This window comes from Vibrio salilacus, from assembly GCF_002811245.1.
GTDB lineage: Bacteria > Pseudomonadota > Gammaproteobacteria > Enterobacterales > Vibrionaceae > Vibrio > Vibrio salilacus.
In genome coordinates this window covers 163,333-178,743 of the sequence record NZ_NIVQ01000002.1, presented here as the reverse complement: position 1 = coordinate 178,743, position 15,411 = coordinate 163,333, and the positions used below count along the sequence as shown (strand labels likewise).

The window sequence follows — 15,411 nt, the reverse complement described above, 5'->3', positions numbered from 1 at the left end:
ATCCTTCCATAGAATCATTTCAATTCCGGAGAATAAAATCGTGTCCAAGCGTCGTGTTGTTGTCACTGGCATGGGTATGTTGTCACCGGTAGGCAACAGCGTAGAATCATCTTGGAAAGCCCTGCTAGCTGGTCAAAGTGGTATCGGTAATATCGACCATTTTGATACCGAAAATTACTCAACTCGCTTTGCGGGCTTAGTGAAAGATTTCGACTGCACAGAATACATGTCGAAGAAAGATGCTCGTAAAATGGATCTCTTCATCCAGTACGGTATTGCAGCGGGTATACAAGCTTTAGATGACTCTGGTTTACAAATTAACGAAGAAAACGCGGCACGTGTTGGTGTAGCGATCGGTTCAGGCATTGGTGGCTTAGAGTTGATTGAAGCAGGTCACACCGCGCTAGTTGAAAAAGGCCCACGTAAAGTTAGCCCGTTCTTCGTTCCATCAACCATCGTTAACATGGTTGCAGGTAACTTATCTATTATGCGTGGTCTACGTGGTCCGAATCTTGCGATCTCGACGGCGTGTACAACTGGCCTTCATAACATTGGTCATGCGGCTCGTATGATTGCATATGGCGATGCAGAAGCGATGGTCGCAGGTGGCTCAGAAAAAGCATCTACACCGCTTGGAATGGCTGGTTTTGGTGCCGCTAAAGCACTTTCGACTCGTAATGACGAACCACAAAAAGCGTCTCGTCCATGGGATAAAGATCGTGATGGCTTCGTCTTAGGTGACGGTGCTGGTGTGATTGTGCTTGAAGAGTACGACCATGCTAAAGCGCGCGGCGCAAAGATTTATGCAGAGCTTGTTGGTTTCGGTATGTCTGGCGATGCTTACCACATGACTTCACCAAGTGAAGATGGTTCAGGTGGCGCATTGGCAATGGAAGCGGCAATGCGTGATGCAGGTATCACTGGTACTCAGGTTGGTTATGTAAACGCTCACGGTACATCTACGCCAGCAGGTGATGTTGCAGAAATCAAAGGTGTTAAGCGTGCTCTTGGTCAAGAGGGTGCTAAGCAAGTTAAAGTTTCTTCAACTAAATCTATGACCGGTCACTTACTAGGTGCTGCAGGTTCTGTAGAAGCGATTATTACTGTGATGTCTTTGGTGGATCAAATTGTCCCACCAACCATCAATCTAGATAATCCTGAAGACGATCTCGATATCGATCTCGTTCCACATACCGCACAAAAAGTGTCGATGGATTACGCCATCTGTAACTCATTTGGCTTTGGTGGTACGAACGGCTCGCTTGTGTTCAAGAAGATTTAATTAGACTTGGCAAACTCAATAAAAACGGCTTACTGCTTTGGCATTAAGCCGTTTTGTTATTTAATAGCCTCTAATAGTCAGTTTGTTGTGTGTTCATAAGGAAATGATATGTTGCTTAATGGTGTTCGCGCTGAGTCAATTGCATTGACCGATCGCTCATTCCAATACGGTGACGGCTGTTTTACCACCATGCTCACCCGTGATGGTGCTATTCAGCACTGGTCCCTTCATGTTCAGCGAATGAACGATTGTTTGGATGCACTGTACATTCCCCATCCTGATTGGCTGTTGGTTGAAAAATGGCTGAGTAGTGTGATTCGCGATGATCACAAGGCCGGGTTAAAGTTACATATCAGCCGCGGCGAAGGCGGACGTGGATATAGCCCTACTCAAGTCACCTCACCAAATGTTACTATTAACGACTTTATTTATCCCTCTCACTATGAACAATGGTGCCAAGAGGGGTTGACGCTAGGTATATGTGCAACGCGACTGGGTCATAATCCAGTGCTAGCCGGTCATAAGCATAACAACCGCCTCGAGCAAGTCTTGCTTAAAGGTGAGATGGACCGCCGTGGGTTTGCCGATGGCGTTGCGTTGGATATAAAAGGCAACGTGGTCGAAACGACCATAGCGAATCTTTTTTGGTGGCAAAATAACACCCTGTTTAGCCCTGATTTATCCCTTTGTGGTGTTTCCGGTGTGATGCGTCGTGTCGTACTGGATTGGGCACAAAAGCAGGCGATTAAGGTTGAGGTAGGCCAGTTTACTCTCTCGGACTTAATCCAAGCTCAAGAGGTGTTTATCTGCAACTCTTTGCTTGGCGTTGCACCTGTTCGTCAAATAGGGTCACAACGCTTTGATATTGGAATCATAACTACACGAATTCAGGAGATGGTCGAGTCGTGATTAAAAAAATCGCTCTCTTGTTGCTCTTTGTCGCTGTTTTTCTAACGGCAGGTTACTCATACGTGACCAAACAAGTCGAGCAGTACATTACCCAGCCGCTTCAGCTTAAAGAAGCACAAATTTTTACCATTGAACCAGGAACCAGCTTTAACCGCGTTCTCATCAATCTTACCCAAGCTGATCTAATCAATCCAAGTGATTGGGTGAAGTTAGTTCGTCGTTTTTACCCGCAACTAACTCAATTGAAAGCGGGGACTTACTTACTTGAACCTAACTTAACGTTAGCTGAAGCCTTAGCGGAATTTAAGCAGGGTAAAGAGCATCAGTTTGCGATTACTTTTATTGAAGGATCGACTTTTAAACAGTGGCTTGAGATTTTGCATAGCGCCCCGTATTTAGAGCACGAACTGCAAGGGCTTAGTGAAGCTCAAATTGGGCAGAAGCTTGGATTAGAATATAGCAAACTAGAGGGACTGTTCTTAGCGGAGACTTATCATTACACGTTTGGTGCATCTGACTTTGATATTCTTAAACGCGCTGCGGATAAGTTGCAAATCGTGATAGATCAGCATTGGGCACAGCGTCAAGAAAAGTTACCACTAAAATCGGCTTACGAGGCCTTAATACTGGCTTCTATTATTGAGAAAGAGACCGCCATCGACTCAGAGCGAGAACGGGTGGCGTCAGTGTTTATCAATCGACTTAATAAACGGATGCGATTGCAGACAGATCCGACAGTTATTTATGGTATGGGTGATAAATACGATGGCAACATTCGTAAAAAAGATTTGCGCACGCCGACGCCATATAACACCTATACGATCGCGGGGTTGCCACCGACGCCGATTGCGATGCCGGGAGAGGCCTCTATCGCTGCTGCTCTCAACCCAGAGCAAAGTGACTACCTCTATTTTGTCGCAAGTGGCAACGGTGGGCACGTGTTTTCTAAAACACTTGTCGAGCATAACCGCGCGGTTCGCGCTTATTTAAAACAATTAAGAAGTAACCAATGAAAAACGCACAATTCATCGTCATCGAAGGCCTAGAAGGGGCGGGGAAAAGTACCGCAATTAATGCGGTTCTAGACACGCTGAAACAAGCGGGGGTTGATCGCATCCGCAATACCCGTGAACCTGGTGGAACTGCTTTGGCCGAAAAGTTACGCACTTTGGTCAAACAAGAGCATGAAGGCGAAGAGTTGCAAGATATGACAGAGCTGCTGCTGATGTACGCCGCTCGCGTTCAGTTGGTCGAAAATGTTATCAAGCCTGCTCTAGCTGATGGTGTGTGGGTGGTGGGTGACCGCCACGACATGTCTTCTCAAGCTTATCAAGGGGGCGGTCGTCAGATCTCAAGTGAGACGATGGCTGCACTTAAGCAAACTACGTTAGGTAACTTTAAGCCTGACTTAACCCTCTATTTGGATCTTGACCCGCAAATTGGCCTTGAACGTGCCCGTGGACGTGGTGAGTTAGATCGCATCGAGAAGATGGATATGAGCTTTTTTGACCGTACCCGTGCGCGTTATCTAGAGCTAGCGGAAAATGATGACACGGTTGTCGTGGTTAACGCCGAACAGTCGATTGAGCAAGTGGCGAAGGATATTCGCCTCGTTATCACTAACTGGTTAAATACATAGTCTATGAATGAGCTTTATCCTTGGTTAACTCATCTGTGGAGTGAGTGGCAGACAAACTTGCAAACGGATCGCTTTTCAAATGCAGCACTGTTGGTTGCTGAGCAAGGGATGGGGGCTGAACAGTTAGTTGATCAGTTTAGCCGTGCAGTAATGTGCCAAAACTACCCAGCAGAGGCGTGTGGGTTTTGTCATAGCTGTCAGTTGATGAATTCTCAAAGTCATCCTGACTTTCACATCATTAAGCCTGAAAAAGAGGGTAAAGCGATTACGGTCGACCAAATTCGTCAATGTAACCGCTTAGCGCACGAATCTTCGCAGCTGTCTGGTTTGCGTTTGTTTGTCATTGAACCTGCTGAGGCGATGAATGAATCCGCGGCCAATGCATTATTGAAAACGTTGGAAGAGCCCTCCAAAACCTGTCTGTTTTTATTGGTCAGTCACCGTTCAAGTGCCTTATTACCGACCATTACTAGCCGTTGTCAGCAATGGCACTTAACGGCGCCTGAATCACAGTTGGTTGCCCAATGGTTGAGTCAGCAGTTTAATGGTTCGGTTCCTGAATATGCGGCGCATATCAATGGCAATGCGCCCATTACGACGCTCGCATTTATTGAACAAGATAAAATGAGTCGTTATTTGGCTTTAGAAGCTCAATTGACTGCTTGGTGCCAGCGCTCCGGCGATGTGGTTAAGTTGGCCAAAGAACTTGCCACAGAGCCACACGAGCAACTCAATTGGATGTGGTATCTCTTGTCTGATGCTCAAAAAGTGCATTATGGTTTAAACATGGCATTTTTTACGCCGGGGTCTCAAGCACTTGCCAGCGTAGTTGCTTATCAGCAGCTATACTCACAATCACAAGCTTTACTGGCTTTGATGGAACAACTTCGCCAGCATTCAGGTCTCAATGCTGAACTGCTTATCTTGGATTGGTTATTTAAATTTAACGAGGAAACATGTTCGTAGACTCTCACTGTCATTTAGACAAACTCGATTTTCAAGAACTTCACCAAGGCATTGAAGATGTGCTAGATAAAGCCAACGCTGCAAATGTCCGAGAGCTATTGTCTGTTGGGGTTACGCTTGACTCGTTTCCTAATATGCTCGCGATGATCGAGCCTTATGAAAACGTCTATGCTTCTTGTGGCGTACATCCACTCGATGTTGAAAGTGACTTTGCCTTAGATACGTTGCATGAATACGCGTCACACCCACGTGTTGTCGCTATTGGTGAAACGGGGTTAGATTATCACTATCAACCTGAAACGGCGCAATTGCAAAAACTGCGATTTGAACAGCAAGTAGAGTTGGCGGTTAAGTTAAACAAGCCACTCATCATCCATACTCGCAATGCTAGAGAAGATACACTCGACATTTTGCGCAAAGGCAGTGCGGATCAATGCGGCGGAGTGATCCACTGCTTTACCGAAGATCTTGCTTTTGCCAAGGCGGCAATAGAGCTCGGTTTTTATATCTCAATTTCAGGTATTGTCACGTTCAAACAAGCGACTGAACTAAAGCAAGTTGTTCAAGCTTTGCCGTTAGAGTGCCTATTGATTGAAACTGATTCGCCCTATCTTGCCCCCGTTCCTCATCGAGGGAAGCAAAACCAACCTGCTTATGTTGTTGAAGTCGCCGCGTATATCGCACAGCTAAAAGGTTGTTCGTTACACGAAGTTGGACAGAAAACTAGCGAAAACTTCAGAAATCTTTTTTTGAGATAGAAAATGAGATTTGATTAAAAGATAACCACATGGATGTTTTTTTATGCCAAAATTCATAATAAGTTTAAAGTTGGCTATTATTTACTAAATTTGTTGAACTTTAGAGCCGATAAAGTCATTTTGTAAATTTGTTACAGAAAATAACAATGCCATCTATTTTATTTACCCATCAAAATTAATCGGCCATGTTGTTAAATGCAATTAAATCAATAGCTTAAGCATTTGAGGTCCGTTTCAAATTGAGGTGTGGATTGTGATCTATCTATTAGTTTGAAACTAAATTCCGTAACTAACTAGAAAGTTTGATTACTCGCAATATATATTTAGAAGCAGAAAATATACTGTCATATGTGGTTACATTTTCTTAGGGTGCTAACATTATAGGCTACGGGGGTGTGCCGTTAGAACCCAAAAATTCTTATAATTTATCAGGAGCATAAACATGTTTAAGAACCTTTTTGCAAACCTGCAGAAAGTTGGTAAGGCTTTGATGCTACCAGTATCAGTTTTACCAGTTGCAGGTATTTTGTTGGGTGTAGGTGCGGCAAACTTTAGCTGGCTACCAGAAGTTGTTTCACATTTGATGGAGCAAGCGGGCGGTTCAGTCTTTGGTCAAATGGCACTACTATTTGCTGTAGGTGTAGCACTTGGTTTCACTAATAATGATGGTGTATCAGGTCTATCTGCTATTGTCGGTTACGGCATCATGGTTGCGACGCTAAAAGTAATGGCGGGCGTAATGGGTGTTGATGGTATCGAAACTGGTGTTCTCGGTGGTATCCTCGCTGGTGGTGTTGCGGCTTGGTCATTCAACCGTTTCTACAAAATCCAGTTACCTGAATACTTAGGCTTCTTCGCGGGTAAACGTGCAGTGCCAATCATTACTGGTTTTTTAGCGATTGGTTTGGGTGTAATCCTATCTGTAATTTGGCCACCAGTAGGTTCTGCTATCGCAGCATTCTCTGATTGGGCTGCCAACCAAAATCCAGTAACGGCATTTGGTATTTACGGTATCGTTGAGCGTTCATTAATTCCATTTGGTCTTCACCATATCTGGAACGTACCTTTCTTCTATGAAGCCGGTAGCTGTGTAAACAACGCTGGTGAACAAGCTAATGGTATCATGACTTGTTTCTTGACGGCTGATGACGCCTCTCGTGCTGCGGGTAACGGTTTTGGTCAGCTAGCGGGTGGTTACCTATTCAAAATGTTCGGTCTTCCTGCTGCTGCTATCGCAATTGCGCACAGTGCTAAGCCTGAAAACCGCGCTAAAGTAATGGGTATCATGGCATCTGCTGCTTTGACTTCATTCCTAACCGGTATTACTGAACCTATTGAATTCTCTTTCCTATTCATTGCTCCAGTACTTTACGGAATCCACGCAGTACTTTCTGGCCTTGCATATGTGTTGACTAACTCACTAGGTGTTGTTCACGGCCACACGTTCTCGAACGGTTTCATTGACTTTGTTGTTCAATCTCCTCGTGCTGAAAACATGTTGCTGCTCGTTGGCTTGGGTGTTGCTTACGCAGTACTTTACTACGTCGTGTTTACTTTCGTTATCCGTACTATGGACCTTAAAACGCCTGGTCGCGAAGATGAAACAGAAGATTCTTCTACTGCTACAGGAACAGAGCTTGCTGGTGAACTTGTTGCTGCATTCGGTGGTAAAGAGAACATCACTAATTTAGATGCTTGTATCACTCGTCTACGTGTTTCTGTTACGAAAACGGAAGCGGTTAACCAAGAGAAGTTAAAACAACTTGGTGCTGCAGGTGTAGTTGTAGTATCTGGTGGTGTTCAAGCTATCTTCGGTACTAAGTCTGACAACCTGAAAACAGAAATGGATGAGTGGATCCGTAACAACGGTTAATCCCCACTAACTCATCATTGATAAAAGGAGGCCTCGGCCTCCTTTTTACGTTTGTTGAGAGTACAGTTGACACTTTAGTGGTAACCGTGGGTTTGATTTTCCTTTGTCGCGGTCTTGACTGGGTAATGACATAGAGGTCAATAATGCTTGGATAATGTGTCGCTATTAGGATAAGTCAAAGGATAGGGTAGTGGTTAAACAACCGAGTTTGTTCGTCAGTGTAGTGTTGCTAATCAGTATTAATGCAAGTGCGAAAGAGGCAAGTGATATTGAGTTGGGTGTAGCTTTCGATCAAGGTTTAAGTGTCGTTGCAGAGTTGACTAAATGCACAGTCACACGATAGATAGAGTGATGAAAAGGACTAAAATGGCTTTATGCCTAGGTTGCCCCTCACCTCAACCGGTGGCATACGCAGTAATTGTGACGCTAACACCATAATTTTGAGCAAAAAAAGTGTATATATTGAAAATACATCGGGTTGATGTTGTTACTTTGTTACACAACTAGGAGGTGTTTATGCAACACGATCTTAAATTGGCGCTACTGATCACCGCGTGCACTTTTGCGATGATACTTGGCTTTGCTATTACTGCTGTAATTTCAGCGTAGGGCTCGGTATGAAAAACTGCGGTGTTATTACCAACGCTGCTGTACATCTCGATAGAGGACGACTCAAGCGCTACACTGGTGGTAAAAATGCGCTGGTCGCTCAAGGTGGCGGCCAGCGAGGTATTTTTACTGCTGGTGTCTTAGACGCCTTTCTTCTTTCCAACTTTGATCCTTTCCACTCTTTTTATGGCACGTCAGCGGGTGCGCTAAATCTGTGTGGGTTCTTATGTCGCCAGCATGGGATAGGGCGTTCCTTTATCTTAGATCTAACTACAGACCCTGAATTTTTTCAATTGTTCCGTTATATCCGCCGCAAGCAGTTTCTTGGTCTTGATTGGGCATTAGATAAAATCAGTGATTACCCCTATCGGCTTGACATTGATATGGGGCGAAGAATGCTGCAGGGACGAGAAGCATTTGCTGCGGTTACAGATACAACACGTTTACATGACCACTACTTACCCATGCTACAAGACGATTGGCGACAAGTGTTAATAGCAACTTGTGCAATCCCTCGTCTTTATCATCAGCCGGTGAAATTTCCGCATGGGGAGTATGTGGATGGTGGAGTGTCGGCATCAATACCCGTACAAGAAGCCTGGCGCCAAGAGGCGCGTTGTATTGTTGTGATTCGTACCGAAGAGCATGATTTAGCAACGGGCACCGTTGCGCTAAATCAGGAGCCTCAGGTTACATGGTTGAAAGATTCATTTAATGTTATCCAAGGGCAATGGCAAGAGAAGCTAGGCCAGTGGAAGCAAGATTGGAGTACTTTTTTTCATTATCAAATGCAACGTGCGGTTCAACAAAATAGTCTTGATGGTAAAACCGAATCACTCAATGGTGGTCGTTGGTTATTTGGTGCAGATGAAGTCTACCGTTTGAGCCATTTAATCGGTGATAAGTTTGACTCGAGCTTGGCGGACATGCTGATGGTTCACTATCAAACTTACTCGTTAACCCAAGACTTCTTAAATTCGCCACCCGATGATTGTTTTATTATTCAGATTCGACCTGAACAGCCATTGAAATCGAATTCGTTGATGAGCGAGAAAGAAGACTTGCTCCATGACTATCAGCTCGGCGTAGATGCTGGTTATCGTTTTGTTGACCAGTTTAGTCAAATCAGTCCAACACTGCATATTAGTTAGACATCATTAATATGCAGTGTTTATCACATGTTAATACCGCTATTCAATGGCGCAGGATTATTCAAATACAGCTAATATTCGCATGCAGTTAGTTGACCCCTCAACATCCATAATGTCACCTTGAGTAATAATCACCAAATCGCCAAATTCTAAGAGCTTTTGTTGTTTCAGGGTATTTAATGCAGCCGCTGCAACATCAAATCCGGTATCAGCGCGGGTATCAAAATACACCGGAGTGACACCACGAAACAGCGCACAACGGTTTAAGCTTTCCTTGTTCGGTGACATCGCAAAAATAGGCAGCTCTGAGTTTAAGCGAGAAGTCATTAACGCTGTTCGCCCCGACTCCGTGAGAGTTATCATCGCTTTAACACCCTCCATATGGTTGGCTGCATAAATTGTAGACATAGCAACGGTTTCTTCGGCAGTCACAAATGAGGTACTAATACGGTAGTTATATTGGTGCGCCTCCATCATTTTCTCTGCGCCAATGCACACGTCAGCCATAGAGCGAACCGTTTCTATTGGATACTTACCTGCAGCGGTCTCACCTGACAGCATTACCGCATCAGTGCCATCAAGGACCGCGTTGGCAACATCCATTACCTCTGCGCGCGTAGGCATGGGGCTTTCCATCATCGACTCCATCATTTGTGTCGCCGTGATGACAACCCGGTTGAGCTCTTTTGCTCGACGAATTAATTTCTTTTGAACCCCGATTAATTCTGGATCACCAATTTCTACTCCTAAATCACCACGAGCGACCATTACCACATCAGAGGCCATAATAATATCGTCGATATTGCTATCGGTTGCGACTGTCTCTGCTCGCTCAACTTTGGCAACCAGGCGTGCTTTTAGGCCCGCGTCTACCGCAAGGCGACGAGCGTAATTCATGTCTTCACCGTTACGTGGAAAAGAGACAGCCAGATAATCCACTTTTATCTCTGCTGCGAGTATAATGTCTTGCTTGTCTTTTTCAGTAAGAGCATCTGCCGACAATCCTCCGCCTTTTTTATTGATCCCTTTATTATTTGACAGCTGACCACCAATCGTGACTTTGGTTTGCACTTGAGTCTCGTTCACACTGATCACTTGCAGTTGTACACGCCCATCATCAAGCAGTAAAACATCACCGGTTGACACATCATGCGGCAGTGCTTTGTAATCAAGGCCAACGGAATGTTGATTTCCTTCCCCTACTGCAAGTTCGCTATCTAAAGTAAAGATATCGCCGATATTGAGCTGAACTTTTCCTTGTTTAAAGGTTGAAACACGAATTTTAGGCCCTTGCAAATCACCTAATATTGCCACGTGAGTGCCTAATTTAGCCGCAATATTACGGACGCGAGTCGCCCGCTCACGATGATCATCTGCGCTACCGTGAGAGAAGTTCATGCGTACTACGTTGACACCTGCTTCGAGAATAGATTCAAGTACACCTGGTTGATCGGTTGAAGGTCCAAGGGTTGAAACAATTTTGGTTCTTCTTTGGATTGCAGTCATTCGGTTCTCCTTGAGTTGAATCTGCCAAGTCCACACTCTAAAAGGCGAGCACGGATCTTACTACCTAATCATTATTACTGTTAAGGTTAAGTATATACCCGCGATGCCACCGTGTTTTGAAATCGCCAATTGGCGGTGATTAAAGCGATGTAAGTATGATTATAGACATAATTATTAACGCAAAAAAAATTAATCTAGATTGGGATTAATAGTTCGCTATTTGATTCACAACACAAACAAAAATGTTTATACGTGACCCTTGTCACGGCGATTCATCAAAGCTCTTCACAATTACTTCGCAAAGTAAAAAAATTACTAGGTTATTGATATTCGGAGCACTCTATGTACATGGCTCAACCAGGCCATATTGATCACATCAAGCAGGTCAATGCTGGCCGTGTATATAAACTCATTGATCAACAAGGCCCTATTTCTCGAATAGATCTCTCGAAAAAAAGTACGCTTGCACCGGCGAGCATTACCAAAATTACCCGAGAGCTTATCGAGGCGCATTTGATCCATGAAACCACGGTACAAGAAGCAACCAGTCGCGGTCGACCGGCTGTTGGCTTACAAGTCAATAACGAGGGGTGGCAGTTTCTGTCTATGCGTCTTGGTCGTGGTTATTTGACTATCGCGCTGCATGAGTTGGGTGGAGATGTACTAATCGACACCAAAATTGACATACATGAAGTTGATCAAGATGACGTACTAGCCCGTTTATTGCATGAAATTGATGAGTTTTTTCAAACTTATGCCGACCAACTCGATCGGGTTACCAGTATTGCGATTACTTTGCCAGGTCTTGTCAATTCGGAACAAGGCATTGTGTTACAAATGCCGCACTACCATGTTGAAAACCTGCCGCTTGGCCCTGAGATTTATAAAGCGACGGGGTTACCGGTGTTTGTGGCGAATGATACTCGCGCTTGGGCTTTGGCTGAAAAACTGTTTGGTCACTCACAAGAGAATGAAAACTCGGTGTTGATTTCTATCCACCATGGCTTGGGGGCGGGCATCATATTAGATGGACGCGTTCTGCAAGGGCGACATGGTAATATTGGTGAGCTAGGCCATATTCAAATCGATCCAAGCGGAAAACAGTGCCACTGTGGTAATCGAGGCTGTCTTGAAACAGTGGCGAGTTCTCAAGCAATTCGTAATGAAGTCAGCGAACGTATTGCACGAGGCGAAGAGTCATCACTGTCTGCTATCGAAGAAGTTTCAGTTGAAGACATTTGTGAAGCAGCGGCTAGCGGCGACCCATTGGCGGTTGATGTGATTGAGAAACTCGGCCGTTACCTAGGCTCGGCGATAGCGATCGTTATCAACCTATTTAACCCAGAAAAGGTGTTGATTGGCGGCGTCATCAATCAAGCAAAAGATGTGCTCTATCCTGCAATTCAGACTTGCATTGAAGAGCAGAGTCTGCCCGTTTACCACCAAGATTTAGAGTTGGTGGAATCGCGTTTTTATAAACAAGCCACTATGCCTGGTGCTGCCTTGGTTAAGCAAGCGCTCTACGATGGCCTTTTATTGATGAAGGTAATAGAAGGGTAGCGTTTCTGAGCTTTAGATCTCCTTTATATTTAAGGTGAACCCATATAATCTGAAATGATATGTGGGTTTATTTTTATCTTAGTCTTGCTATAGACTACCTTTGTTATATACACACCGGTTGAGAATGAGTATGTCTGGAGTTTTAAATACCGTTGACCAACGAACAAACCTTGTCGGTGAAAACCGCCTTGAGTTATTGTTATTTAGTTTAAACAGCAGGCAACTATTCGCGATTAACGTGTTTAAAGTCCGCGAAGTGATTAAAGTGCCACCGATGACGAAAATGCCCGGTTCGCACCATCATATTAGAGGTGTTGCGTCATTACGTGGCGTGTCGGTGCCAGTGATTGATCTCAGAGCTGCGATTGGCTTTCCGCCATCACGCCTTGAAGATCAAGAAGAGAACCTGATCATTACCGAGTACAACCGCAGTATACAAGGCTTCTTAGTCGGTCAGGTGCGTAATATTATCAATACCACATGGACAGAGATTCAGCCACCGCCAAAGACTGCAGGTCGTTCAACTTACTTGACTGCAATTACTCATGTTAAAGAGGATAAGCGGCAGGAGATTGTCGAAATTATTGATGTGGAAAAAGTACTCGCTCAGATCATCGATTACGATGTTTCGATTTCTGAAGGCGTGCTTGATCAGGAGCTAGTTAATCAAATGGTCGGTCGAAACGTCTTAATTGTAGACGATTCATCGACAGCCCGTTCTCAAGTGCGCGGTACGCTTTCTCAGCTAGGGTTAAATATTATTGAATGTCGTGATGGTCTTGAAGCTCTTAATCTACTGAAATCTTGGTGTGATGAGGGTAAAAACGTGGTTGAAGAGTTATTGCTGATGATCACCGACGCGGAAATGCCAGAGATGGATGGCTATAAGCTCACGCATGAAGTGCGTAGTGATCCACGAATGAAAGACCTTTACGTCACATTGAATACATCGTTAAGTGGCAGCTTTAACGATGCTATGGTTAAGAAAGTTGGTTGTGATCGATTCATTTCTAAGTTTCAGCCGGACCTTCTGGTTGAGGTTGCACAAGACAGATTAAGGCAAATTCTTAATCGCTAGGTCAATTGAACGATCTTACCAATAAGGCTTTGTTGAATAATTAGGGCGTAAAGCAAAACGCCTTGCGTGTGACTGAAGTAGACGCAAGGCGTTGTATATTGGGAAATAAAGGGATTACCAGCTATTTCGGCTGAGCATCAATACATTGGCCATTGACGCTGTTGCTCTCAGGTGCCATCAGGTAGAGATAAAGTGGCATGATGTCTAGAGGTGTTTTAAGCAGATCCGTATCTTCAGCAGGATATGCTTTTGCTCGCATTGCAGTACGTGTTGCCCCTGGGTTGATAGCATTGACTCGAATGGTGCTGTCGCTTAACTCATCGGCCAAGACTTGCATCATACCTTCGGTAGCAAATTTAGAGATGGCGTAGGTGCCCCAGAATGCACGACCACGATGGCCAACGGTCGATGAAGTAAATACAATACGCCCATCTTGTGATTTATGCAGCAATGGCAGTAGTGCTTGAGTCATCAAAAACTGCGCTTTGACGTTGACCTGCATAATATCATCGTAAGTATCTTCACCAATTTGGTCAAACGGGCTGATAACACCCAATAGACTAGCATTATGCAATATACCGTCTAAACGACCGAACTGGCTCTCAATCGTATCGGCCATGTCGACATAATTCTGTTTGGTTGCGCCTTTCATATCGAGAGGGATGATCGCAGGTGTCGGGTAGCCTGCCGCTTCAATTTCATCATAAGTCTGTTCAAGCTTGTTTACAGTACGCCCCAGTAGAATCACGCTTGCACCATACTGAGCGTAAGAGAGAGCGGCTTGTTTACCGATACCAGCGCCAGCGCCAGTAACCAGAATAATTTTCCCTTTTAGGGCATCTGAAGAAACAGCATATTCCACGATGTTTATCCTTTTGTAATGATCTGCTTTATGAATACATAACTTGGTGGTTACAATACACCAATTCGCATATGAGGGGATATCACATTGGAATTTTTGTTGGACTACGGGCTGTTTTTGGCCAAGATTGTGACTGTCGTGGTTGCCATTATGGCGATTTTAGTTATCGCCAAAGCATTGGGTGGTAAGAGCGGAGCGGCGAAAGGTGAGTTAGAAATTACTGACTTAACTGAACAACACAAGCGAACGGTTGAACAGCTAGAGCATCATTTGCACGACAATACTTTTCTTAAGGCGCGCGATAAAGCGGAGAAAAAACTCGATAAAGAGAAGAGCAAAGCGCGTGAGAAAGCGATCAAAAAGGCTTCAAAAGAGGGGGATCTTGATAGCAAACGTGAACCACACCTATTTGTACTCGACTTTAAAGGCAGTATTGATGCCAAAGAGGTTGCGTCATTGCGCGAAGAGGTTACTGCGATTCTGGCGGTGGCACGTGAAGGTGATGAAGTCTTACTGCGTCTTGAGTCTGGCGGCGGCATGGTGCACGGTTACGGCTTAGCCTCATCGCAACTGGATCGCATTAAGTCAGCTGGGTTGCCTTTAACTATTGCCGTAGACAAAGTGGCAGCCAGTGGCGGTTATATGATGGCTTGTATTGCCGATAAGGTCGTGTCAGCGCCGTTTGCTATTGTTGGCTCGATTGGGGTGATTGCTCAATTACCTAACTTCCATAAGGTATTGAAAAAATATGATATTGAGTATGAGCAGCTAACAGCGGGCGAGTATAAGCGCACCTTAACCATGTTTGGTGAGAACACGGATAAAGCGCGTGAGAAGTTCAAACAAGAGCTTGAAGAAACCCATGGCCTGTTTAAAGACTTTATCCGTGAACGTCGCCCACAACTTGTCCTTGAGAAAGTGGCGACAGGTGAGCATTGGTTTGGCACGACAGCCTTTGATCTAGGCTTAGTAGATGAGATCACAACGTCAGATGACTTGGTTGTGGCAGCATGTAAAGAGAAAACTGTGCTAGCGATTCACTACGTCGAAAAGAAAAAACTGACTTCTAAGCTGGCTGGTCTGGCTGGTGAAGCGGTAGATAATGTACTGATGAAACTTATCGATCGTGGCCAGCGCCCGATTGTTTAAGTTACATAAAAAAGCGCTCATCAAATGATGGGCGCTTTTTTTATGCTTGATGTGGCGAGCTTAACTTCT

Annotated in this window: 14 protein-coding genes; 12 read left to right on the top strand and 2 right to left on the bottom strand. The window is 44.6% G+C overall.

Translation table 11 applies throughout. The annotated features are described in order from the left end of the window. Positions 1–40 precede the first annotated feature (40 nt). The 9 genes from fabF (at position 41) to CDZ87_RS02165 (ending at position 9,187) form a co-directional block, all read left to right on the top strand. Positions 41–1,282, top strand: a complete 1,242-nt coding sequence (gene fabF, locus CDZ87_RS02205) for a beta-ketoacyl-ACP synthase II (protein WP_100751981.1) — start codon at positions 41–43, stop codon at positions 1,280–1,282. A gap of 108 nt (positions 1,283–1,390) precedes the next feature. Continuing rightward, positions 1,391–2,191, top strand: a complete 801-nt coding sequence (pabC, locus tag CDZ87_RS02200; RefSeq protein ID WP_100751980.1) for an aminodeoxychorismate lyase — start codon at positions 1,391–1,393, stop codon at positions 2,189–2,191. Next, on the top strand, positions 2,188–3,204 hold the full coding sequence (mltG, locus tag CDZ87_RS02195; protein ID WP_100751979.1) for an endolytic transglycosylase MltG: 1,017 nt from the start codon (positions 2,188–2,190) through the stop codon (positions 3,202–3,204). The genes pabC and mltG overlap by 4 nt, the downstream gene beginning before the upstream one ends. Then, positions 3,201–3,830 (top strand): dTMP kinase, encoded by a 630-nt coding sequence (gene tmk, locus CDZ87_RS02190; protein WP_100751978.1) that lies wholly within the window; start codon positions 3,201–3,203, stop codon positions 3,828–3,830. Before mltG ends, tmk begins: the two co-directional genes overlap by 4 nt. A 3-nt stretch (positions 3,831–3,833) precedes the next feature. After that, on the top strand, positions 3,834–4,796 hold the full coding sequence (locus CDZ87_RS02185; RefSeq protein ID WP_100751977.1) for a DNA polymerase III subunit delta': 963 nt from the start codon (positions 3,834–3,836) through the stop codon (positions 4,794–4,796). Further along, complete coding sequence (locus CDZ87_RS02180) at positions 4,787–5,554, top strand: TatD family hydrolase (protein WP_100751976.1); 768 nt, start codon at positions 4,787–4,789, stop codon at positions 5,552–5,554. Before CDZ87_RS02185 ends, CDZ87_RS02180 begins: the two co-directional genes overlap by 10 nt. A 442-nt stretch (positions 5,555–5,996) precedes the next feature. After that, a complete protein-coding gene (ptsG, locus tag CDZ87_RS02175) occupies positions 5,997–7,427 on the top strand; it encodes a PTS glucose transporter subunit IIBC (RefSeq protein ID WP_100751975.1) in 1,431 nt (476 codons plus the stop codon). Positions 7,428–7,943: 516 nt separating this feature from the next. Then, positions 7,944–8,036, top strand: coding sequence for a cytochrome bd-I oxidase subunit CydH (gene cydH, locus CDZ87_RS02170; RefSeq protein WP_100751974.1), 93 nt, complete (start codon positions 7,944–7,946; stop codon positions 8,034–8,036). A gap of 8 nt (positions 8,037–8,044) precedes the next feature. Further along, positions 8,045–9,187: a patatin-like phospholipase family protein gene (locus tag CDZ87_RS02165; RefSeq protein ID WP_100751973.1), complete on the top strand. Its 1,143-nt coding sequence runs from the start codon at positions 8,045–8,047 to the stop codon at positions 9,185–9,187. A 57-nt stretch (positions 9,188–9,244) separates the two neighbouring features. Here CDZ87_RS02165 and pyk read toward each other — a convergent pair whose 3' ends face one another. After that, entirely contained in the window at positions 9,245–10,693 is a 1,449-nt protein-coding gene (gene pyk / locus CDZ87_RS02160) for a pyruvate kinase (protein ID WP_100751972.1), read from the bottom strand. A 342-nt stretch (positions 10,694–11,035) separates the two neighbouring features. Here pyk and mlc point away from each other — a divergent pair, with 342 nt between their 5' ends. Together mlc and CDZ87_RS02150 are read left to right on the top strand one after the other, a co-directional pair. Continuing rightward, positions 11,036–12,253: a sugar metabolism global transcriptional regulator Mlc gene (gene mlc / locus CDZ87_RS02155; RefSeq protein WP_100751971.1), complete on the top strand. Its 1,218-nt coding sequence runs from the start codon at positions 11,036–11,038 to the stop codon at positions 12,251–12,253. A gap of 130 nt (positions 12,254–12,383) precedes the next feature. Then, positions 12,384–13,331 carry a chemotaxis protein CheV gene (locus CDZ87_RS02150; protein WP_100751970.1) on the top strand — a complete coding sequence of 316 codons (948 nt, stop codon included), beginning with the start codon at positions 12,384–12,386 and terminating at the stop codon, positions 13,329–13,331. A 121-nt stretch (positions 13,332–13,452) separates the two neighbouring features. Here the strand turns inward: CDZ87_RS02150 and CDZ87_RS02145 are convergent, their stop codons facing one another. Beyond that, complete coding sequence (locus CDZ87_RS02145) at positions 13,453–14,193, bottom strand: YciK family oxidoreductase (protein ID WP_100751969.1); 741 nt, start codon at positions 14,191–14,193, stop codon at positions 13,453–13,455. 87 nt (positions 14,194–14,280) lie between these two features. Between CDZ87_RS02145 and sohB the strand changes: the two genes are divergently transcribed. Continuing rightward, the gene (gene sohB, locus CDZ87_RS02140; protein WP_100751968.1) at positions 14,281–15,342 is read left to right on the top strand and encodes a protease SohB; all 1,062 of its coding nucleotides are present in this window, start codon (positions 14,281–14,283) and stop codon (positions 15,340–15,342) included. Positions 15,343–15,411 lie beyond the last annotated feature (69 nt).